Origin of the sequence: Kribbella caucasensis, assembly GCF_004361855.1 — a bacterium.
Classification (GTDB): domain Bacteria; phylum Actinomycetota; class Actinomycetes; order Propionibacteriales; family Kribbellaceae; genus Kribbella; species Kribbella caucasensis.
Genome location: NZ_SNWQ01000004.1, coordinates 182,835 through 203,149 on the forward strand (window position 1 = coordinate 182,835; position 20,315 = coordinate 203,149).

The 20,315-nt window shown below is 66.7% G+C and carries 20 protein-coding genes; 10 read left to right on the forward strand and 10 right to left on the reverse strand.

Going from position 1 to position 20,315, the window contains the following annotated elements; genetic code table 11:
* The first annotated feature begins 34 nt into the window (after nucleotides 1-34).
* The 6 genes from EV643_RS10710 to EV643_RS10735 all read left to right on the forward strand — a co-directional run bounded on the left by EV643_RS10710 (nucleotide 35) and on the right by EV643_RS10735 (nucleotide 5,484).
* Entirely contained in the window at nucleotides 35-1,612 is a 1,578-nt protein-coding gene (locus EV643_RS10710) for a flavin monoamine oxidase family protein (RefSeq protein ID WP_133799856.1), read from the forward strand.
* Nucleotides 1,609-2,265, forward strand: coding sequence for a Rid family hydrolase (locus EV643_RS10715; RefSeq protein WP_133799857.1), 657 nt, complete (start codon nucleotides 1,609-1,611; stop codon nucleotides 2,263-2,265). Before EV643_RS10710 ends, EV643_RS10715 begins: the two co-directional genes overlap by 4 nt.
* A 182-nt stretch (nucleotides 2,266-2,447) precedes the next feature.
* The gene (locus tag EV643_RS10720; RefSeq protein WP_133799858.1) at nucleotides 2,448-3,320 is read left to right on the forward strand and encodes an LLM class flavin-dependent oxidoreductase; all 873 of its coding nucleotides are present in this window, start codon (nucleotides 2,448-2,450) and stop codon (nucleotides 3,318-3,320) included.
* Entirely contained in the window at nucleotides 3,313-3,684 is a 372-nt protein-coding gene (locus EV643_RS10725) for a cupin domain-containing protein (protein WP_133799859.1), read from the forward strand. The genes EV643_RS10720 and EV643_RS10725 overlap by 8 nt, the downstream gene beginning before the upstream one ends.
* Before the next feature lie 157 nt (nucleotides 3,685-3,841).
* A complete protein-coding gene (locus EV643_RS10730; protein WP_133799860.1) occupies nucleotides 3,842-4,489 on the forward strand; it encodes a DUF6088 family protein in 648 nt (215 codons plus the stop codon).
* A 182-nt stretch (nucleotides 4,490-4,671) separates the two neighbouring features.
* Nucleotides 4,672-5,484: a nucleotidyl transferase AbiEii/AbiGii toxin family protein gene (locus EV643_RS10735; protein ID WP_133799861.1), complete on the forward strand. Its 813-nt coding sequence runs from the start codon at nucleotides 4,672-4,674 to the stop codon at nucleotides 5,482-5,484.
* 23 nt (nucleotides 5,485-5,507) lie between these two features.
* Here EV643_RS10735 and EV643_RS10740 read toward each other — a convergent pair whose 3' ends face one another.
* Nucleotides 5,508-5,957, reverse strand: coding sequence for a cupin domain-containing protein (locus EV643_RS10740; protein WP_133799862.1), 450 nt, complete (start codon nucleotides 5,955-5,957; stop codon nucleotides 5,508-5,510).
* Nucleotides 5,958-6,087: 130 nt separating this feature from the next.
* Here EV643_RS10740 and EV643_RS10745 point away from each other — a divergent pair, with 130 nt between their 5' ends.
* From EV643_RS10745 to EV643_RS10755, 3 genes are all read left to right on the forward strand, one after another.
* Nucleotides 6,088-6,777: a winged helix-turn-helix transcriptional regulator gene (locus EV643_RS10745; protein ID WP_166665400.1), complete on the forward strand. Its 690-nt coding sequence runs from the start codon at nucleotides 6,088-6,090 to the stop codon at nucleotides 6,775-6,777.
* Nucleotides 6,774-7,295, forward strand: a complete 522-nt coding sequence (locus tag EV643_RS10750) for a hypothetical protein (protein ID WP_133799864.1) — start codon at nucleotides 6,774-6,776, stop codon at nucleotides 7,293-7,295. The genes EV643_RS10745 and EV643_RS10750 overlap by 4 nt, the downstream gene beginning before the upstream one ends.
* 94 nt (nucleotides 7,296-7,389) lie before the next feature.
* Nucleotides 7,390-9,129: a hypothetical protein gene (locus EV643_RS10755; protein WP_133799865.1), complete on the forward strand. Its 1,740-nt coding sequence runs from the start codon at nucleotides 7,390-7,392 to the stop codon at nucleotides 9,127-9,129.
* On the opposite strand, the gene EV643_RS10760 is transcribed toward EV643_RS10755, so the two are convergent.
* From EV643_RS10760 to EV643_RS10790, 7 genes are read right to left on the reverse strand one after another with little or no spacing between them, the layout of a single operon-like run.
* Nucleotides 9,126-9,350 carry a hypothetical protein gene (locus EV643_RS10760; protein ID WP_133799866.1) on the reverse strand — a complete coding sequence of 75 codons (225 nt, stop codon included), beginning with the start codon at nucleotides 9,348-9,350 and terminating at the stop codon, nucleotides 9,126-9,128. The genes EV643_RS10755 and EV643_RS10760 overlap by 4 nt on opposite strands.
* A gap of 56 nt (nucleotides 9,351-9,406) precedes the next feature.
* On the reverse strand, nucleotides 9,407-10,978 hold the full coding sequence (gene aceB / locus EV643_RS10765) for a malate synthase A (protein ID WP_133799867.1): 1,572 nt from the start codon (nucleotides 10,976-10,978) through the stop codon (nucleotides 9,407-9,409).
* Nucleotides 10,979-10,991: 13 nt separating this feature from the next.
* Entirely contained in the window at nucleotides 10,992-13,049 is a 2,058-nt protein-coding gene (locus EV643_RS10770) for an alpha-amylase family protein (protein WP_133799868.1), read from the reverse strand.
* Nucleotides 13,046-14,506: a glycoside hydrolase family protein gene (locus tag EV643_RS10775; RefSeq protein ID WP_133799869.1), complete on the reverse strand. Its 1,461-nt coding sequence runs from the start codon at nucleotides 14,504-14,506 to the stop codon at nucleotides 13,046-13,048. Before EV643_RS10775 ends, EV643_RS10770 begins: the two co-directional genes overlap by 4 nt.
* Nucleotides 14,503-15,318 (reverse strand): carbohydrate ABC transporter permease, encoded by an 816-nt coding sequence (locus EV643_RS10780; RefSeq protein WP_133799870.1) that lies wholly within the window; start codon nucleotides 15,316-15,318, stop codon nucleotides 14,503-14,505. The genes EV643_RS10775 and EV643_RS10780 overlap by 4 nt, the downstream gene beginning before the upstream one ends.
* Nucleotides 15,315-16,277, reverse strand: coding sequence for a carbohydrate ABC transporter permease (locus EV643_RS10785; RefSeq protein WP_133799871.1), 963 nt, complete (start codon nucleotides 16,275-16,277; stop codon nucleotides 15,315-15,317). The genes EV643_RS10780 and EV643_RS10785 overlap by 4 nt, the downstream gene beginning before the upstream one ends.
* 5 nt (nucleotides 16,278-16,282) lie before the next feature.
* On the reverse strand, nucleotides 16,283-17,578 hold the full coding sequence (locus EV643_RS10790; RefSeq protein ID WP_166665401.1) for an ABC transporter substrate-binding protein: 1,296 nt from the start codon (nucleotides 17,576-17,578) through the stop codon (nucleotides 16,283-16,285).
* Between the two features lie 244 nt (nucleotides 17,579-17,822).
* Here EV643_RS10790 and EV643_RS10795 point away from each other — a divergent pair, with 244 nt between their 5' ends.
* Nucleotides 17,823-18,857: a LacI family DNA-binding transcriptional regulator gene (locus tag EV643_RS10795; RefSeq protein WP_133799873.1), complete on the forward strand. Its 1,035-nt coding sequence runs from the start codon at nucleotides 17,823-17,825 to the stop codon at nucleotides 18,855-18,857.
* Nucleotides 18,858-18,878: 21 nt separating this feature from the next.
* Here EV643_RS10795 and EV643_RS10800 read toward each other — a convergent pair whose 3' ends face one another.
* Nucleotides 18,879-19,742, reverse strand: a complete 864-nt coding sequence (locus tag EV643_RS10800) for an LLM class F420-dependent oxidoreductase (RefSeq protein ID WP_133799874.1) — start codon at nucleotides 19,740-19,742, stop codon at nucleotides 18,879-18,881.
* On the reverse strand, nucleotides 19,739-20,302 hold the full coding sequence (locus EV643_RS10805; protein WP_133799875.1) for a TetR/AcrR family transcriptional regulator: 564 nt from the start codon (nucleotides 20,300-20,302) through the stop codon (nucleotides 19,739-19,741). The genes EV643_RS10800 and EV643_RS10805 overlap by 4 nt, the downstream gene beginning before the upstream one ends.
* Between the last annotated feature and the right edge of the window lie 13 nt (nucleotides 20,303-20,315).

The following is a 20,315-nucleotide window of genomic DNA, read 5'->3' on the forward strand; positions in this document are numbered from 1 at the left end:
CGACCTCCCTTGAGCTGCTCAGTGAGGAGATGGCATGGCCCAGACCAGAAGGCAGTTCCTCCAGCAAGTCGGTATCACCGGTGGGGCCGGGGTGATGTACTCCGCGATGGGCGCGATCGGCCTGGCCGGCGTCGCCGAGACCCCCGCGTACGCCGCCCCGACGCGGATGGAGTTGAACGGCCGCGGCAAACACGTGGTGATCCTCGGTGCGGGGATCGCCGGCCTGACCTCGGCGTACGAGCTCGGCAAGGCCGGGTACAAGGTCACCCTGCTGGAAGCCCGCAAGCGCCCGGGCGGACGGAACTGGACGGTGCGCGGCGGCACCGAGGAGAAGGACCTGCACGGCAACACCCAACGGGCGAAGTTCTCGTCCGGGCAGTACATGAACGCCGGCCCGGCCCGGATCCCGCAGCACCACGTGACGCTCGACTACTGCCGCGAACTCGGCGTCGCGATCGAACCCTTCGTCAACCAGAACGCCGACGCGTACCTCTACCGCGAGGGCACCACAGCCCTGTCCAGCAAGCCGATCCGGCACCGCACCGCCAAGGCGGACGTGTACGGGTACGTCTCCGAGTTGCTCGCGAAGGCGACCGACCAAGGCGCCCTCGACTCGGCCCTGACCGCCACCGACAAGGACGCGCTGATCACCTTCCTGCGTTCGTTCGGGTCGATCGGCACGAAGGAGGAAGGCTTCAAGTACACCGGCACCAGCGGCCGCCGTGGCTACGAGGTCGAACCTGGTGCCGGACTCGAAGGCGGCACCACCGCAGCGCCGTACGGGCTCAGCGACGTGCTCGCCAGCGGGGTCGGGAACTACTTCTCGTTCGAGTTCGGCTGGGACCAGGCGATGATGATGTTCCAGCCGGTCGGCGGCATGGACCGGATCCCGTACGCGTTCGAGCAGGCGATCGGCCGGGAGAAGATCCAGTACGGCGCCCAGGTGCTCGGGCTGCGCAACACCACCGAAGGCGTCACCGTCACCTACAGCACCGGATCGCGGCCGCGCGAACTCAAGGCCGACTACGCGATCTGCACCCTGCCGCCGCACATCGCCGCGACGATCCCGTCGAACCTGCCCACCGACATCGTCGGCGCGCTCCAGTACGCCCGGCCGACGAACGCGGGCAAGATCGGGATCGAGTACTCCCGTCGCTGGTGGGAACTCGACCACCGGATATACGGCGGCATCACCAACAGCAACCTCGACCTGGTGAACATGTGGTACCCGTCGACCGGGTTCCACAGCGACCGCGGCACCATGATCGGCTACTACAACACCGGCGCCAATGCGACCGCGTACGGCGCCCTCACCCCGGCCGCCCGGCTCGAACGGGCCCTCGCCCAGGGCGCCAAGATCCACGGCGACGTCTACACCAAGGACGTGAAGGCCGCGTTCTCGGTCGACTGGGCCGGGACCGAGCACTCCCGGGCGGCGTGGGTCGGCTGGACCTCCCAGACCGACGGCGTCTACGCCAAGCTGCTCGATGCCACCGGCAACATCTACTTCGCCGGTGACCACCTCAGCCACGCCATCGCCTGGCAGCACGGCGCGATGGTGTCCGCCCGGGCGACCGTGACCGCCCTGCACACGAGAGTGACCAGCCGATGAAGAAGCGCAACCTGATCGCCGGACTCGCCGTCGTCGCCGTCTCCTTCACCGCAGGGGCCGGCAGCGCGGCCGGTTGGTGGGACAAGCCGAAACCGCCCCACCCCGGCACCGTCGTACCGGCGCTGCCGGCCGGCCAGTCGAATCCGATGATCGCCACCGGCGTCGGCATCGGGGCGAACACGCCGTACTACAAGACCTCCGGCCTCGGCCCGAGCGCACTGAACACCGGCGCACCCGCAGGCAGCGAGGCGTCGTACATCGACACCACCGTCTTCCCCAGCGGCGTGCTCCCGGCCGGCGTCACCATCACCGAAGCCCAAGGCATCAATGTCCTCCGCCGCATCGGGGAGAACCTGCAAGCTGCCGGCCTCTCGTACGACGACGTCTACACGATGCGCGTCTTCCTCCAGAACCCCGCCGGCGCCGCCACCGCCGACTTCGCCGGCTGGAACCGTGCCTACCGCCAGTACTTCGCCAACACCGACCTCACCACCGGCCAGTACATCCCCGTCCCCCTGGGCACCGCCGCCCCCACCAAACCCTTCGTAGTCAACAAAGCCCGCCCCTCCCGCTTCGCCCTGGAAATAGAAAACCTCCCCGTCAACGGCTGGCTCGTCGAGGTAGAAGTAGACGCCGCCTACCCTGCCCGCTGATTCCTCAGCTTGGATGCCCTGGCCGGCCTTGTCCCCCGGCCAGGGCATCCGCTTTCCCCCACCGCTGACGGCTTATCGCACCGCTGGCCTACTGCAACTCGCCACCAGTGGCATGACAAGCCAGCGGCCGGCAGGAGCAGACTGGCCCTGGAAACGGTCGCCCGAGATTCAGGGGAGGGTGTATGCGATACGGGGTCTATCTGCCGAACCAGGGAGACTTTGCCGACGTCGGCGTACTCGTCGAGTTGGCGCGGTCGGCCGAGGCGGCGGGGTGGGACGGATTCTTCCTGTGGGACGAGTTGTTGCCGTTGCACCCGCACAGCGACACGGTTCGGGCCGCGTTGGGCGAGTCCGACGACGTGGCCGATCCGCTGGTGGCACTGACCGCGGTGGCGACGGCAACCGAGCGGATCCGGTTCGGCTCGCTGGTCGCCGCGGCACCTCGGTTGCGTCCGGAGGCATTCGCTCGACAGCTGGTGACGCTCGACCGATTGTCCGGCGGACGGGTTGTCGCCGGGGTCGGCCTGGGCGATCCGGCGGACCAGTTCACCGCATTCGGTCTGGAGCCGGACCTTCGGATCAGGGCGGCGATGGTCGACGAGTTCCTCGACCTGGTGAACCGCCTGTGGACCGGCGACCGGGTTGGCTTCGACGGCGCTCACTACACCTGCCATGGCGTCACGCTGCGACCGACACCACTCCAACGTCCACGAATCCCGATCTGGATCGGTGCCGGCGGCTCCCACCGCGCACCCCGCCGCCGAGCAGCCCGCTGGGACGGCTTCGCCCCCGCCAGCGAACAATGGCCGGACGTGGTGATCTCACCCGAAACGTATGCGGAGATCGCCACCGACATCCGCACCTCCCGCACCACCGACACGCCGTACGACGTGGTCTTGATCGGGAACGCGGCCGCCACCGAGCCAACGCCCGCCACGATCTCGCAGTACGAACAGGCCGGGGTCACCTGGCTCCTCACCCAGGCGCTGACCGTGGCCGACGCCCGGGAGCGAATCAGGCTCGGACCGCCCGACCCAGGAGGACGTTATGAGTGAGCCCATTCGTGTGTTCAAGAAGGGCGATTTGGTGGTGGCCGATCCGACGCCGGGGATGTTCCGGGAGCGGGCGTTCGAGCTGCCGATCCTTTGGGCGGGACGGGTCGTGACGGCTCCGGGGGCCGTTTCCGGGTGGCATCACCACGATCGCAACGAGTCGAGTCTGTACGTCGTCTCGGGTGTGCTGCGGTTGGAGTTCGAGGGCGGCGATGGGTACCTGGATGCCGTTGCCGGTGACTTCGTCCACGTGCCGGCGTTCACCGTGCACCGCGAGAGCAACCCCACCGACGAGCCCTCGGTAGCGGTGATCGCCCGGGCCGGCGGCGGCATCCCCACTGTGAACGTGGACGCCCCGAGGAAGTGATGCACGCCGACGGCCGCTCGAAGGAACCGCCCCCGCCAAACCCTTCGTAGTCAACAGGTCCCCCGCTTCGCCCAGCCGGGCGCACCCTCGATCCGAGGTGTTCTGAAATTGGCTTCAGGAGAGAAAACTGCTACGTTTTTCTCTCAGGAGGCTTCAAGTGAGCGTTGCATCGATGGTCCGAGACGAGATCGAGCGTGCCGATACCGGCACATGGTTCGTCGTGCGTGACGTCGTTGATCAGATCGGCTCGCGTCGCGCGGTCGAGCTCGCACTCACGAAAGCGGCACGCGAAGGCCGACTTGTATCCGTTCGCCGCGGCCTGTACTGGAAAGGTGCCAGGACTAGATTCGGCACGACGCGACCAGACACCTTGGACGCGGCGCTGGCGGTAGCTCGCGTCAACGACTTCCAAACCGGTGTCGGGCCCACCGGCTGGTCCGCGAGCCACACCCTCGGGTTGTCGACGCAGATCCCCGCCATGACCCACGTCGCCGTACCAGGCCGCCCTCCGGCCCCGCCTGCCGGCGTGCAGTTCCACTCTCGCTCGCCTCGCGGTCGACTCGGGCTGGGTGTGCTCGACGTCGCCCTCCTGGAGGTGCTATCACAGTTCCCGGACCAGATCGAGGCCTCGTGGGACGAGCTCGTCGCCAAGGTGCAGGCACTTATCGCGGACGGCCAGATCGACATAGCCAAGGTGAAGGCTGCCGCGCTCAAACAGCACAGTGTCGCGACTAGAGCGACCGCCGAGCGCCTCGTCACGGACCTGGCGCGACCCGATCGAATCAGGACCCGGGCGTTTGTCTGAGTCATCACTGCCCAGAAATCCTGGCGTCAAGAAGGAGCGGCTCGCGGACCTGGCCGACGAGCGTAACGCCCTCGTCGGTCAGGCAACTGATTGGTTTGCAGCTGGAGGCCGACGTATCCCGGCCGGCTACCTGGAGAAGGATTTCTGGGTGACAGAGGCTCTCCGGTCACTGTCCAGGCCTCATCGATCGATTCTCCGAGGACATCGACCTCTATATCGTCACCCGTTTCCAGCCTGCCGGCGAGGATCCGCCCATACTGCCTGACTTCCTCGACAGCGATGATGTCAGCAACCAGCGCGCCGACCGGCTTTTCAGCGCCTTGGCCGAACGGATGCAGGCCGATGTTCGGCGTGACGTGGTCAAGGACACCGAGAAGAACCCTCGGACAGGGACACGGCGCGCTTACCGATTGGAGTTTGCGACCGGCGGCGTACCAGTCGCGCTGCGGCCGCATGTGTTGATCGAGCTGACCCGGATGGGCAATCCGGAGCCGAACGCGCCCCACCAACTACGCTCGCTGGTCAACGAGTACGTGATCGCCGCCGGTATCCGGGACGCCGACTTCGCGGAGTTCGAGCCGGTCACCATGGACGTCCTGATGCCGCACCGCACGCTGATCGAGAAACTCTGTGCCTTGGAGTGGTGCGCCCAAGCCCTGGGCGAGCGACCAGATGCACTCTCACACATGGCGCGCCACTTCTATGACGTGCACCAGTTGCTTGGATCAGATTCGGTCATCGAATCCCTGGCAGCCGAGGCAGGCGGAGCGGACTCGATCGCTCGCGACCACGTCGAGCGAAGCAGCACGGTCAGACGAGAGACCGGTCCGCGACCCGATGGTGGATTCGGCAACTCTCGCTGGATCCACGATGCGGGCGTGCAGTCGATAGCGCAGGCGGCATACGAAAGCCAAGTGATCGCCCTGGCCTACGGTGCCATCCCAACGTTCAACGAGGTGTGCCAGCGAGTGGTTGCGCGAGCGGACGTGCTCTAGCAAGGCAGCTCGACAACGGTGGTTCAGTTGACGGGGATCGAGTCGTAGCGGGAGGAGATGGCGGCGCGGGCGGCTGGGTCACGGATGGCGTTGGGAGCCATTTCGCCGAGTTCGATGAACATCTCCTCGAGTCCGCCGGGCACCATCAAGGTGAGGAATCGGCCGCCGCCCGGGGCCGCGGTGATCGTGTGCGCCGTGTCGCGCGGTACGAGAATGTAGGTCCCCTGGTTCGCTTCGACAGCCTCATCGCCGACGGTGAAGGTGAACCGTCCGTCCAGGACGTAGAAGGACTCCTCGAAGCCGCGATGGAGATGCGGAACCGTCCATGCGCCCTCGGCGGTACCCCAGAACTCCGTCAGCGCGAAGGCGTTCGTGGCGTCGCCACTGGCCAGCACCCGCATCCGGGCGACACCGAGGTCCACGGTCCGTCCATTGCCTGACGTCACGACGTACGCGTGTCCCGGCAGAATCATCTGACCCACCCCTTTCACCGAGGGCCGGTACGACGCCGGCCCGCCGGTCTCAAGGTCGCGCCGAAACCGCGGCTGGGCAACATCAAAATCTGAAGTTGCCAACGGTCGCCTGCGGGCGGACGCTGACAGAGTGCGGGATTACGGCCAGTTCTGCCCGATCGCCAGGAGCTCCGAGCTACTGGCGGAGCGCTGGACGCCGATCATCGTCCGCAACCTGCTGAATGGCTGCCACACCTTCAACGAGATCCGGCAGGGAGCGCCGGGAATCTCGACTGCCCTGCTTGCCCAACGTCTCGAGGCCCTGGAGCGACACAGGGTGCTGGTCCGAACGGTGAAACCATCCGGCCGTGGCGTGACGTACGAGCTGACCGAGATGGGCCTGGCGTTGCGAGCGGTCCTGAACGCGATGGGTCAGTGGGGTGCCCAGTGGCTCGAGATCGAGTCTCGTCACGTCGACCCCGCCTACATCCTCTGGGCAACCCTGAAGCTCATCGACCTCGACCGGATCCCCGCGGAGACGACGGTGATCCGGTTCGAGCTGACCGATCGCCCGGCGGACGCCTACTGGCTGCTGCTGCGCCGCCCACAACCGGAACTCTGCACCCGCTCCAGCGGCTACACCGAGGACATCGTCTGCCGTACCGACTCGATGACCCTCATCGACCTGCACCTGAAGCGCCTGACCTACCCCGCCGCGATCCGCACCACCCGCCTCCAGCTGATCGGCCCACCCCACCTCACCCACCAGTTCCAAACCTGGTTCCACACCAGCCCCTTCGCATCCTTCGTCCCACCCACCCCGACAGGAGCGACCCCATGAGGTACGCCGAACTACGTCGGCACACCGACAACGAAGGTGATCACCTCACCCCGCAGGGCATCGCGGACGCCGAGGCGATCAGCCGCAATGAACTGCATCCGCCGTACGCGGCGTTCATCTCGACCGGCGCGGCGCGCGCCACCGAGGCGCTGGACATCTTCCGTCGAGCCGCCGGCCAGGACGACGTTCCTGTCACGGAGGTGATCGGCCTGCGGTCCTCGGTCGAGGATCGCTGGCGGGAATCAGCCAAGGCGGCGGGGAAGGGGGCAGATCTCGAAGCCATCCGGGCCGTCGATCCAGATCTGGTCGAGAAGGAGTCGTCGCTCCTCGGCCAGGTGTTGCGAGGGGTTGTGGACGCACTGCCGGACGGCGGCCGCGCGCTCGTCGTGGGACACAGCCCGACCAACGAGGCCGCCGTACTCGGGCTGACCGGTCAGGTGGTTCGCCCATTGGGAAAGGGCGAAGGCGTACTGCTGATGGAAGACGACGGGCGCTACTGGGCGGAGCCGCTGCACTGAGTATCCGACCGTTGACAGTGTGGGCGACAGGCTGCACGCTGCAGCCAACGCGTGGAGGGGGGCCTCCCGACAGTCACAGCAGCGGAGGTGCTCGATGGCCGACGACGACTCGACGTCCGACGACGAATCGAAGGGCGGATCGACCGGGGAGGACGAGGCGGCCTCGAAGGACGGGGAGGTTGACGAGACGAAGGTTCGTAATTGCACTGCTGATCGCTTGCGGTTGGTCAATGCCAAGGACGAGGCGTTTGTCTTCGCCCCACTCGAGAAGCGGACGCAGCCGGATGCGGCCCGGTGGCCCCTTCAGCAGCTCTTCGATCGCGAGATCCTCGTCGCCGTGGAGCCTTCTCGCAAGCGTGATGTGGAATGGATCCTGCAGCCCGCCGGCGGAGCGGCGGGAATTGCTTTCCTCGTGGCCATCTACGTTGCCGATGCGAATCCGATCCGCCAGGGGTTGGTCTGGGGCATCGTCGCCGGTATCTACGTGTTGCTCTTCGCCATGGCGCTGGTCGTGGCGCTGATCGGCGGTCCGGCCGTCGCCCGGCAGGCGGGACAGTTCGCGACGCTCTTCCTCGTCATCCTGATCAGTGTCGGCGTCCCCGCTGCCGTTGCCTGGCGGTACAGCGTCGAGGGTTTGTTTGCAGGTACTTCGCTGGCGGACCTGGGCCGGTTGCTTCAGGTCAGCTTCGTGAGTCTCGCCTGCCTGGTACCGGGACTGCTTTTCTTCCTGTTCGACCGGCAACGCCTCAGCACTCTTCGGGATCGCTTCGAACAGCAGATCTTTCGCCTCGACCCGAACGTCGACACGCTCGCCGACGCTTACACCCGCTACGGCAAGCAGATCGAGGAAACCTACGGCCACGGCGGCGACCGGACCGAGACCCGGCTGGAACGACAGCGGCGCTGGCCGATCGTGGTCGCCACTATCGCCCTCGCGCTCGGCTGGGTCATCACCCTGCTACCCGTCGGCGAACTGGACGACCCGAACACGCCGGCCGAGGTCGCCGCACTGTTCGTTCCGCAACAGAACGCCGTGGCCTTCGGTTTCCTCGGCGCCTACTTCTTCGCGATCAACCTCATTCTCCGGCGTTATGCCCGGGGCGACCTCCGGCCGAAGGCCTACACCACGATCACCGTCCGGATCCTGGTGGTCGTCATCCTCGGCTGGCTGGTCGATGCCATCGCGCCCGGCCAGAACGACTGGATCCTGGTCGTGGCGTTCCTGATCGGCATCGTGCCGGAAACCGTGCTGACCTTCCTGCGCGAGATCTACCGCGGGCCCACGATCGGCACCTACCTCAAGCCCCTCGACGAACCGCTCCCGCTGCATGATCTTGAAGGCATAGACCTGTACGACCGTGCGCGGCTCCTGGACGAAGGCGTCGCCAACATCGAAGCACTGGCGCACCACGACTTCATCGACCTGCTGCTGGAAACCCGGATCCCCGCGGCCCGCCTGGTCGACTGGGTGGATCAAGCCATCCTCTACCTGCACGTCGCCGGTCCCACAGCCAACGGGAAACACACATCTCCGGCAGCGCGAGCCAATCTCCGGCGGCTCGGCATCCGGACCGCAACCGACCTGCAGACGATCTGCACCAGATATCCAAGCGGCCCGGTCTTCAATCAGCTGGGCCAAGCCGTCTCGGATGGTCAAAATGACGACAACTGCACGCTGAACCTGCTGCTCGCGTCGCTGCAGGACGACGAATGGATGAACTACGTCCACAGCTGGCGAAGCAACGCGGTCATCGGCGACCGCACCATAAACCTGGCCGACAACGGCACCATCACCACCGACAACCGCACCGTGCCCCAACCACCCAGCGGTTAGAGGACCGCTCCTCGGGGGGCTATTTCTACGGCGGAGACGCCTCGGGCGTAGAGGACCAGGAGGCGGCCGCCGTGTAGGCAGCGGAGCATGCCGTCGTTGCCGGCGAGGGCTGCGACGGCGTGATCGACGACCTCGTCGTCGCTGGCGATGTCGGGTTCCTCGTACCTGACGTCCAGGTGATCGCCGCTCACGAGTCGGATCCGCAGCACAATTTCGGCCATGGTCGCAGCCTAGGCGTGCCGGTCATCGGCCGTCACGCACCAGGCAGCGGTGATCCTCAGGGCATGCGGTCGTAGGCGGGGAGCGTCAGGAAGTCGGCGTAATCGTCGGCGATGGCTACCTCGAGGAAGAGTTCGCGAGCGGCTTCAAAGCGCTTCGGGTCGTCGCCGAGGTTGGTGATCTCCTCGTCAGCGATCTGGGTGACAAGGGAAGCGGTGACGGGTTTGCCGGTGTCGAGGGTGACGTCGTTGTGGATCCACTGCCAGATCTGCGAGCGGGAGATCTCGGCGGTGGCGGCGTCCTCCATCAGGTTGAAGATGCCGACGGCACCGGTTCCCTCGAGCCAGGCGGCGAGGTACTGGATCGCCACGCTGACGTTGTTGCGGAGACCGGCCTCGGTGACCTGGCCCGGCGTCGACCCGATGTCGAGGAGGTCGGCGGCGGTGACCGAGACCTCTTCCCGGAGCCGGTCGAGCTGGTTCGGGGCAGAGCCGAGCACCTCGTCGAAGACCTTGCGGCAGGTCTCGACCATCCCCGGGTGCGCGACCCACGAGCCGTCGAACCCGTCGCCCGCCTCGCGGCGCTTGTCCGCCTCGACCTTGGCGAAGGCCTGCTCGTTGACGGCCGGGTCCTTGCTCGGGATGAACGCGGCCATCCCGCCGATCGCGTGGGCGCCGCGTTTGTGGCAGGTGCGGACCAGCAACTCCGTGTACGCGCGCATGAACGGGACCGTCATGGTGACGCTGTTCCGGTCGGGCAGCTGGAAGGCCTTACCCCTGGTCCGGAACGTCTTGATCACGCTGAACATGAAGTCCCAGCGGCCCGCGTTCAGCCCGGCCGAGTGCTCGCGCAGCTCGTACAGGATCTCCTCCATCTCGAACGCCGCCGGGAACGTCTCGATCAGCACGGTCGCCCGGATCGTGCCGCGCGGGATGCCGAGGAAGTCCTGGGCCAGCACGAACGCGTCGTTCCAGAGCCGCGCCTCCAGGTGCGACTCCATCTTCGGCAGGTAGAAGTACGGGCCCTGAACGCGATCGAGCTGCAGTCGTCCACAGGCCACGAGATACAGCGCGAAGTCGACCAGCGAACCCGAGGTCGGTGCGCCGTCGACCAGGAGGTGCTTCTCCGGCAGGTGCCAGCCGCGCGGCCGGACCACGATCGTGGCCAGCTCCTCGTCGGGCTTCAGCTCGTACGACTTGCCCGCCTCGCTGGTGAAGTCGATCTTCCGGGTGATCGCGTCGAGCAGGTTGAGCTGGCCGCCGATCACGTTCTCCCACAGCGGGGTGTTCGCGTCCTCGTGGTCGGCCAGCCACACCTTCGCGCCCGAGTTCAGCGCGTTGATCGTCATCTTCCGGTCGGTCGGCCCGGTGATCTCCACCCGCCGGTCCACCAGCCCCGGCGCGGCCGATGCCACCCGCCAGTTCGGATCATCCCGTACTGCGGCAGTCTCGGCCAGGAACCCCAGATCCGCACCGGCCGCGATCTCGGCGACCCGGGCCCGGCGCCGGTCGAGCAACTCCAGCCGGCGCGGATTCAGCTCCCGGTGCAGTAACCCGATCAGCTCGAGCGCCTGCTCGGTCAGGATCTCGTCGTACCGCTCGTTCATCGGTCCGGTGACCTCGACTGCCACAGCTGACTCCTCGCTACGAGATGACCACGACTTCGTGGTCGGTGATCCGGCCTACTTCGACCGTAGTCCAGCCGTCCGTGGAGCTCACCTCGACCTCCCCACCACCGACCAGGAACGCGGCCGCGCGACCAGTGCCCTTGACCCGGACAGTGAACGGCCCGACCGGCGTGAGTTCCTCCAATCGCCCCCGCCACGCGCCGCCCTGATCGAGGTTGACCAGGTGCACGATGAGCGCGTCACCCTGCCGATAGAGCTGGCAGTCCAGAACGCCGGTCCCGGCCACCTCCAACGGAATCTCCCCGGCAGCGGCCCAGCGGACCAGGTTGGCCAGCACCCGACCGTGGTCCGGGTGGTGATAGCTCGCGTAGAGCCTGTCCAGGTCGGCGGCGAGGTACGCGGTCCGGTCCCGCAGCACGAGCGCCGGTACGTCCGTCCGCGGTTCGACCATCCAGGACTTCTCCGGCGGGTAGATCGGGAACGGCGGTACGAAGGTCAGGGCCGCCCGATCCGACCGGACCACCTGAAGCTGACCGCCGAACGGCACCAGGTCGGTGTCCCCCAACCCGTCGGCGATCGCGCGATCCTCGATCCGCAGGTAGCTGTGACCGTCGAACGTCTCCCAGCTGGCCGCGCTCCCGGTGACACCGCGTCGCTCGCCGGTGTGGTGTACGCCGAGCAGGTCGGCGAGCGCGAAGTCGGCCCGCCGATCACCCCATTCGTCGTACAGGCTCGACTCGCCGGTCACCACCAAACCACGGCCACCAGACGCAAACGCCCGCAACGCCGCACACTGCGAATCGGTCAGCACACCAACGTTCGGCACCACGATCACCGCGCAGGCAGACTCAGCGACATGGTCCGCATGCACGGGCACATACGGGATCCGCGCACGGATCAACGCGTCCACGAATCCCCGGTAAGGCAGCATCGCCGTCTCCGGCCGGTCCTTGCCATGGAAGTCCACGCTGCGCTGACTCCAAAGCAACCCGACAGTCGCAACCGGTTCACGATCGATCAAGTAGGACTCGTGCTCCGAGTGCCAGCGGAACAACGGCTCGGCCGTCGCGTACTGCCGCCGGTCCTCGTGTACCGAGCCGATGTGGTGCCACCACGGCTGGATACCGCCCGCGAACCCCTCGACGGCCCACATCCGCGCCTCCGGCTCCGGCTTGCTCCCGAGCCGGAATGTCGGCGTGCCCGCGTCGTACATGGCCGTGCTCTCCGGGATCAACGTGTCCCACCCGAGCAGGCCGTGCAGCCGTTTCCCGCTGTCCGCGTTCGCCTGGAACCCGGTCTCGTCGTGCCGCCACTGCGAGTCGAGCAGGAAGATCGACGCGCGCCGGCAGATCTCCACGTCATCCCGCAACCGTTTGCTCTGCGCAACGACCTCACCGCCGTTCATGCCGATCCACAAGCAATCTGGACCGCCCACGCGCCGGGTCACCGAGTTGTTGAGATCCCAGACCGCCAGCCGGGTCTGGTAACTCCACAGGATCCACCGCCGGTACGCCGGGTCCGCCCAGTCCGCCCGCTTCGGAAGATCCTCGGTGAAGCCTCGGCGGCAGTGTTCGCAGTAGCAGATGTGGTCCCGATCGAGACCGCTCCAGCTGTTGTCGGTGATGCCCTCCGGTGCGCTCCGCTCGATGATCTCCTCGAGCACAGTGGGTAGAAATTCCTTGTAATAAGGCGAATTGACGCATGCGACGTACAGCTCGCCGGCTCGATAGGGGTTGCCCTCGGCATCGATCGCGAACCAGTCGGGGTGCGCGTCGTAGAAGGACTGGTGCGCGCGGTTCGAGTCCATCCGCGCGAGCACCACCAGCCCCTCCGAACGAGCCGCCGCCACGATCTCGCCGTACAGATCGCGGTCTTCCAGGAAGGCAGCCCGATGCTGCAGCGGAAACTTGCTCGGGTAGTACGCGACGATCCCGCCCGCATTGACGATGACGCCCTGCACCCTGGTCCGGCGCCACTGGTCGCGCCACCAGTCCGCGTCGTACCGGGCCGGGTCCTTCTCGGTCAGATTGGTCTGTGCCCAACGCAGCGTCCGTCGATACCAAGCGGCCGTCATCCGGCAAGACTCCTCATCGCGTCACCGGCGCCGGACAGGTTGTCCAGCATCATCTCCGAGTACTTGCGGCTCAGTACGACACCCTCCGCGCCGCCCTCGAAAGCGGCCAGCACCGCATCCCGGACGCTGCCCGGCGTACACGTGGTCAGATCGCCCTCGTTGTCGTCCCAGTTGACCTTCCCGACATCCCTGGCCGGCTCGAGTCGTTCCCGCGGACGGCCGACCGGGATGTCGATGTCGATCCCCGGGTAGATCTTGCTCTGGCCGTCGACACCAGCCACGGCGCGAGCGGTCTCGCGTCGGACGTAGTCGGCGGTGAACCCGGTCTGCGGCAGCTTCTCGTACGTGCCCTCGTCCAGCTGCAGCAGCTTCATCATCAACGGGTAGATGTCATCCGGCTCGGCGTCCCCGAACAGTGCGGAGCAGATGTTCTTCACCCAGGTGTAGAACCGCGGCCCGGCGCAGTTGTTGTAGATCACCACCTTGATGAAGTCGGAGAACTTCGCCATCTCGGTGTAGTCCTGGTCCGCCCGGTAGAACGGGCTGAACGAGATGTTGTGATACACGTGCCAGCCGACCTGGACCTGCGGCGAGATCGCCTTCGCGACGCCGTAGATGTCGCGGTACAACTGCCGCTGGCTCTCCGTCCACAACGTCTGCCAGGCCAGTACTTCGGGGAAGTTCAGCAGGATCCGCCAGAACGTCACGAACGCGCCGTCCACCGGACGTTCCCCGGCGCCGACCCGATGGTTCCACTCCACCAACTCGCGGTACCCCTGCTGCGCGCGGGCCACGTCGATACCGCGAGCCCGGCCGAGCTGCTGGCAATGCGGGCAGAAGCACCCGATCTCGGCGACCTCAACCGGCCCCTGCATCAGCAGGTTGAGTGGTCCCGGCCGCTCCGAACACCAGGCGAGCCCGTCCAGTTCATAGCTCTGCACGTAGTCCTCGACGAAGCCGAGATGCCAGTTGCGGTAGTCCGGATTGTTGAAGCACGGCCGGCGACCTGGGCGCGACCACGCGTCCACTTCCAGCACCTTGGCGAAGTTCGGGTACCGCCTCAGCTCCCGGGCGCCACCCGACTCCTCCATCCAGGCGAAGTTCTGCATCCCCCGCTCACGCGCCTTCGGGATCACCTCCTCCAGCAGGTCGCGCTCCGGATGCTCAGGCGCCCGGCCGACAGCGCCCAGCGCCGTGTTCCCGTAGTACTGCGGGTGTGGGGTCGCGTAGTTCCCGCCGACCCAGCCCAGGTCGTACTCCGTCCCGCCGTGGTCCGGGATCTTGTACCCAGGGATCTGGCGTCCTCCGGTGCCCCGGGTCCACGTCGGGGTGGCCAGGAACAACGCGTTCACCGCGCCGCGTTCGGCCAGGATGTCCAACGTCTGGTCGACACCTTCGTCGACGAACGAAACCGCTCCGATCTGCATGGCCACCAGCCGATCCGGCAAGGTGCTCACCCCTTCATTCCTGTCATGGTGATGCCCTGGATGAAATAGCGTTGTGCGAAGAGGAAGACAGCGATCACCGGTACGACGGACACCGTCGCACCGCACATCAGCAGACTGATCTGGGTGAAGTACTCGCCCTGGAACTGCGCCAGCGCCACCGGCAGCGTCTGCAGGTTCTCGGAGTTGATGTAGATCAGCGGCCCGAACAGGTCGTTCCACGACTCCAGGAAGGTGAACACCCCGATCGCGGCCAGCGCCGGTTTGGTCTGCGGCAGCATGATCCGCCAGTAGATGCCGAAGGTGGACGCGCCGTCGATCTTGCCGGCGTCCTCAAGTTCCTGCGGGATGGTCAGGAACGACTGCCGCATCAGGAACGTCGCGAACACCGGCGTCAGCACCTTCGGCACCCACAACGGGTACTGCGTGTCCACCCAGCCGATGTGCCGGAACACGATGTACTGCGGGATCAGGTACGCGATGCCCGGGATGATCGAGGTCGCCAGCAGCACCATGAACGCGATGTCCCGCCCTGCGAATCGCAATCGGGCGAAGGCGTATCCGGCCATCGACGCGACGACCAGGATGCCGATCACGTTCAGCCCGGCCAGTTTCACGCTGTTCCACAGGAACACCGGGATCAGCTCGAAGATCTGCCGGTAGTTGTCCCACTGCGGATCGGTCGGCAGGAACTTCGGCGGCACCGACAGCACCTGCGCCTCCGGCCGGAGCGACGCGCTGACCATCCACACCAGCGGCGCCAGGAAGGCCACCGCGAACAAGATCATCACCACGTACTGCGAAGTCCGCGTCGCCAGCCTCATGAGTAGAACACCCACCTCTTCTGCAGCTTCCACTGCAGATAGGTGACGGCCGCGATCACCGCGAACAGGATCCACGCCATCGCCGAGGCGTAGCCGACCTTCCCGAAGCTGAACGCGTTCTGGTAGATGTTGAAGATGTAGACGCTGGTCGCATGCCCCGGCCCGCCCTTGGTCATCACGTAGATCAGGCCGAACACCTGGAACGACGTGATGAACTGGGTGATCAGCAGGAACAGGAAGTGCGGTGTCAGCAGCGGCAACGTGATGTAGCGCAGCCGCGACCACGATCCGGCGCCGTCGATCCGGGCCGACTCGAAGTACTCCGCGGGCAGGCCCTGCAGACCCGCGAGCAGGATGATCATCGGGTACCCGATGCCTTGCCAGACGCTCACGAGGATCACCGCCGGCATGGCCCAGGACGAACTCGACAACCACTGCGGCCCGGTCACGCCGACCTGGCTGAGCAGTCCGTTGACGACCCCGTTGTCGGGCTGGAAGAACCAGAACCAGACGAACCCGATCGCGACAACATTGGTCACGTACGGCGCGAAGTACGCGGTCCGGAAGAACGCGACACCCCGGATCGGCCGCGCACACAGCAGGGCCAGGATCAGCCCGACGCCGATCGTCAGCGGGATGCTGGCGAGGGTGAAGTAGATGGTGTTCTTGAACGTCTGCAGGAACAACGGGTCGTTGGAGAACAGGTCGGTGAAGTTCTTCAACCCGACGAACTTCGGCGCCGAGATACCGTTCCAGCTGGTCAGCGACGCGGCCATCGAGACCAGGATCGGGAAGAACTGGAAGGCCACCACACCGACCACGATCGGGCTGATGAACAACCAGCCGACCAGGTTCTGTTTCCGGCGTGCACGGCGGGCCTCGGCGATCGCCTCCGCCCGTCCGTACTTCGGCGCGGGCTGCTGTTGGCGGGTCGGCGGAATCGAGCTGATGGTTGCCATGGACATCAACCCTTCAAGGCGGTCTCCACCTGCGGCTTGATCTGCTGCAGGACCTCACCGACCGGCTTCTCGCAGTTGTAGGCCTGGTCCAGGGCGGGCCGGTACAGCTCCCGGGCGCCGAGCGTGTTCTTGGTCTGGTTGGTCGCGGTCAGGTGTTTGGACGCCTCACCGAACAGACCGATGTGCTCGGGCATCTTCCCATTCGGGGCCAGCGCGGCCGCGGCCCTGTTGTTGATCGGGGTCAGCGCGCCACCCTGCAAGAGGATCCGGCCGCCCTCCTCGCTGGAGAGGTACTTGAGCAGCGCCCACGCCTGGTCCGGGTTCTTCGCCGCCTTCGGGATGCAGAAGACGATCACGCTCGACTCGGTCCGTTGCTCGACATCGGCCGGCGGCGGAGCGACGTCCCAGGTGAAGTCCTTGATCGTCGTACGGAGATAAGGCACGGTGCCGAACGTCGCGTACATCATCGCGAGCTTGCCTTGGGCAAACATTTGCGTCTCCGCGTTGTCCTGCTGCAGCATCGACCAGGGCGGCTGGACCTTCTCCTTGCAGGTCAGGTCGGTGGCCCACTGCAGCGCCTCGATCTCCTTCTCCCCGGCCAGGGTGAATTGGTTGCCGTCGGGCGAGAAGATCCCGGTCTGGCTGCCGTGGTTGACGGTGAAGGTCTGCTCGTAGCCGGTGTCGAGGTAGACCAGCGCACCCCAGCGCTTGCCGGGGACGGTCAGCTTCTTCGCCCGGTCGGCGAACGCGTCCCAGGTCCAGTCGGTCCCGGACCACGTGGTCGGCGGCAGCGGTACGCCGGCCTCCTTGAACAGGTCGACGTTGTAGAAGACCAGCCGTGGTTCGTAGCCGATCACCCAGGCGGTGTGCGACCCGTCCGTCTGCTTCGGGAACTCGTACACCTCCTTGGCGAACTGGCCGGTGTCGAGCCCGTCCTTCTCGATGTACGAACGCAGGTCGAGCAGCGCGCCCTGCTCGGAGAAGCCGCGGACGAAGTCGTCGTTGATCCGCATCACGTCCGGTGGGCTGCCACCGGCCAGCAGGGTGCGCATCTTGGTGTCGTACTCCTGGGTGACCGCGGGCTGCACGGTGACGGTCGTCCCGGCCGCCTTCTCGTGCGCCTGGATCGCCTGCTCGAGTGGGGTGCCCTTGACCTGCGCCCAGTTCAGGAACGTCAGGCCGTTCTTGCCGCCCGCCTGCTCACCGCCTCCACCACAGCCGGCCAGCAGCCCGCCCGCGGCGAGCCCGGTCAGCCCGGCGAGCACCCTCCGCCGGCTGAGCGTTGGTTGTCGGTTGAGCATTGGGGAACTGGGATCTGAGGGGATTGTCTGCACCGGAATCTCCCATCCGCGTCGTGTCGAGATGGCCTGCGCAGTCCGTACCTCCCGGCCCGAGGGCGTGCGGGACCAGCCCACCGGCATCGGCGGGTTGACTGGCTTCGGCGGGAGATCTGGGCTATGAATACGTATACACAAGCGCGTTGGCGAGGTCAACGGCGAAGCGTGAGAGTCTCTGTCTTGCAGGCGTTCGGGGAGGAGGCGGGGAATGGGTGAGCGACCACCGACCAGCAGGGATCTGGCCCGGCTGGCGGGCGTGTCCCAGGCGACCGTGTCGCGGGTGCTGACCAATCACCCCCGGGTCAGCCCGGACACCCGCGCCCGCGTGCTCCAGGTACTGGCCGAGACCAACTACACGCCGAACGCGCTGGCCCGGGCGATGAAGACCGGCCGGACCGACACCATCGGCGTGTTCATGACCCGGGTGACCAGCCCGTTCCACGCCGAACTGCTGGACGAGATCGGCCGGCTGCTCAGCGCCGCCGGCCTGCACATGATCCTGTGGAACATCGAGCACGACCCGGACGAGTCGGTCGCCGAGATGCTCCAGCAGCGCCTGGTCGACGGCTTCCTGCTCACGTCGGCCACCTACGACTCCAAGCTGCACACGGCCGCGGTCGCCTCCGGGGCGCCGACCGTGCTGCTGCACCGCGGTATCGACGACTTCGACTGCGACCAGGTCGTCGGAGACAACTGGCAGGGCGCGTACGACGCCGGGCGCTACCTGGTCGAGGCAGGGCATCGCGACATCGGCCTGGTCACGCTGGAACACACCGGGAACAGCTCGCGCGATCGTGACCTCGGCTTCCGGGCCGCCCTCGCCGACGCCGGCGTAACCCTCAAGCCGCGCAACGTCATCACCACGAATGTCCGGCACGCCGACGGTCACGCGGCCGCACAGAAACTGCTCTCCCGGGCGAAGCCACCGACTGCGATCTACACCATCACCGACCTGCTCGCCTTCGGTGTGCTGGACGGCGCGAGAGCTCGAGGGGTCCGGGTTCCCGACGACCTTTGGGTGGTCGGCTTCGACAACACGGACCTCGCGTCCTGGGAGGCGTTCGACCTGACCACGGTCGACCAGCCCATCCACGCCATCGTCGAAGCCGGTATCGACCTGCTCCGCAACCGCATCGCCGACCCCACGGCCGAAACCACGATCCGCCAGCTCCCCTGCAAACTGGTCGTGCGAGGCTCAACCGCCCACACCCCACCGAAACCTGCCGGCAACCACACCACCTGACTCTCCAGGCGTTCTGGCTAGTCAGCCGTTCTTCAGCAGCGTCAGGACATCGCGCAGTACGGCGGCGTGGTCGGCCGGGGTCCGCAGGCCCATCCCCATCGTGTTGACGCACGCATGCGTGGCGCCGAGTTCGCGCCAGCCCTGGACGAACGCAGGCCAGTCGCGCTCCGGGACAGACCCGAGGCTCAGTCGAGCCTCGAAGCCGATCCCGGCCGGATCGCGGCCCGCCTCGACGGCATACGCGCGCACCCGCTCCAGTCGTGCCCGTGCCTCCTCGTTCGGCGGACTCTGCGGCATCCAGCCGTCGCCGATCCGGCCGGTCCGCCGCAGGACGGCCTCGGCACTGCCGCCGAACCAGATCGGGATCTGCCGTCCGGACAACGGATTGAGCCCGGCCTCCTCGATCTCGTGGAACCGTCCGTCGTACGAGATCACCGGCTCGGCCCAGAGCTTGCGGAGTACGTCGACCTGCTCGGTCAGCCGCGGCCCACGCCGCTCGAACGGCACCCCGAGAGCCTGGTACTCGACCTCGTTCCAGCCGATGCCGACACCGAGCCGGAGCCGGCCGCCACTGAGCACGTCCACCTCGGCGGCCTGCTTCGCAACCAGAGCTGTCTGCCGCTGCGGCAGCACCAGGACGCCGGTCACCAGCTCGAGCTCGATGGTGATCGCGGCCAGGTAGCCGAAGAGGACGAAAACCTCATGAAACAAGGACTTGTCGGTGTATCCGGTCCAGCCCGGCCGTTTCGCCGGGCTCGCGCCGAGGACGTGGTCATAGGCCAGCACGTGCGTGTAGCCGGCTGCCTCCACGGTCTCCGCCCAGGCCCTGATCACCGCGGGGTCGCTGCCGATCTCCAGTTGCGGGAACACGGCACCGATCCTCATCGGGCCACCCCTCGCAGTAGCTCGATCATTCCTTGCACGGCCTGCTCGAACGGCTCCTCGTCCGCGGCCGCCCGGGCGAGAACGTAACCACCCTGCAGTACTGCGGCGATGGTGGCCGCCGTCTGTTCCGGGTCCAGCCGATCCGGATACTCACCGGACCGCTTGCCCTCGGCAATGATCTCGGCGAGGCGGTCGCGAAGCCAGCGGAACAGGTCGGCGACTGGCGCGCGCAGTACGGGATCGGCCATCACCTCCGGATCGGCGGTCAGCCGGCCGATTCGGCAGCCCTTGAGGACTTCGCGGTCGCGTTCGAGGTAGCGGGTGATCCGGTCGGTCGCGGTACCGGGGCCGGCGAACTGCTCCTCGACGGCGGCCCGCAACTCGGCGCCTGACCGCTCGATCGCTGCCTTTGCCAGCTCCGCCTTGCCGCTGAAATGGTGGTACATGCTGCCCTGGCCGGCTTCGGCCGCCGCCTGGATGGCTTTCGGACTGGTGCCGACGTAGCCACGCTCCCAGAGCAGCTGCTGCGTGCTCCGGATCAATCGTTCCGCTGTCTCCACCCCACCGATTGTA

What these genes read in the sequence shown, in the direction of transcription:
- EV643_RS10710 (WP_133799856.1), top strand. Translation starts at nt 35, where the DNA reads ATGGCCCAGACCAGAAGGCAGTTCCTCCAGCAAGTCGGTATCACCGGT.
- EV643_RS10715 (WP_133799857.1), top strand. Translation starts at nt 1,609, where the DNA reads ATGAAGAAGCGCAACCTGATCGCCGGACTCGCCGTCGTCGCCGTCTCC.
- EV643_RS10720 (WP_133799858.1), top strand. Translation starts at nt 2,448, where the DNA reads ATGCGATACGGGGTCTATCTGCCGAACCAGGGAGACTTTGCCGACGTC.
- EV643_RS10725 (WP_133799859.1), top strand. Translation starts at nt 3,313, where the DNA reads ATGAGTGAGCCCATTCGTGTGTTCAAGAAGGGCGATTTGGTGGTGGCC.
- EV643_RS10740 (WP_133799862.1), bottom strand. Translation starts at nt 5,957, where the DNA reads ATGATTCTGCCGGGACACGCGTACGTCGTGACGTCAGGCAATGGACGG.
- EV643_RS10750 (WP_133799864.1), top strand. Translation starts at nt 6,774, where the DNA reads ATGAGGTACGCCGAACTACGTCGGCACACCGACAACGAAGGTGATCAC.
- EV643_RS10755 (WP_133799865.1), top strand. Translation starts at nt 7,390, where the DNA reads ATGGCCGACGACGACTCGACGTCCGACGACGAATCGAAGGGCGGATCG.
- EV643_RS10760 (WP_133799866.1), bottom strand. Translation starts at nt 9,350, where the DNA reads ATGGCCGAAATTGTGCTGCGGATCCGACTCGTGAGCGGCGATCACCTG.
- EV643_RS10770 (WP_133799868.1), bottom strand. Translation starts at nt 13,049, where the DNA reads ATGACGGCCGCTTGGTATCGACGGACGCTGCGTTGGGCACAGACCAAT.
- EV643_RS10780 (WP_133799870.1), bottom strand. Translation starts at nt 15,318, where the DNA reads ATGAGGCTGGCGACGCGGACTTCGCAGTACGTGGTGATGATCTTGTTC.
- EV643_RS10785 (WP_133799871.1), bottom strand. Translation starts at nt 16,277, where the DNA reads ATGGCAACCATCAGCTCGATTCCGCCGACCCGCCAACAGCAGCCCGCG.
- EV643_RS10790 (WP_166665401.1), bottom strand. Translation starts at nt 17,578, where the DNA reads ATGCTCAACCGACAACCAACGCTCAGCCGGCGGAGGGTGCTCGCCGGG.
- EV643_RS10795 (WP_133799873.1), top strand. Translation starts at nt 17,823, where the DNA reads ATGGGTGAGCGACCACCGACCAGCAGGGATCTGGCCCGGCTGGCGGGC.
- EV643_RS10800 (WP_133799874.1), bottom strand. Translation starts at nt 19,742, where the DNA reads ATGAGGATCGGTGCCGTGTTCCCGCAACTGGAGATCGGCAGCGACCCC.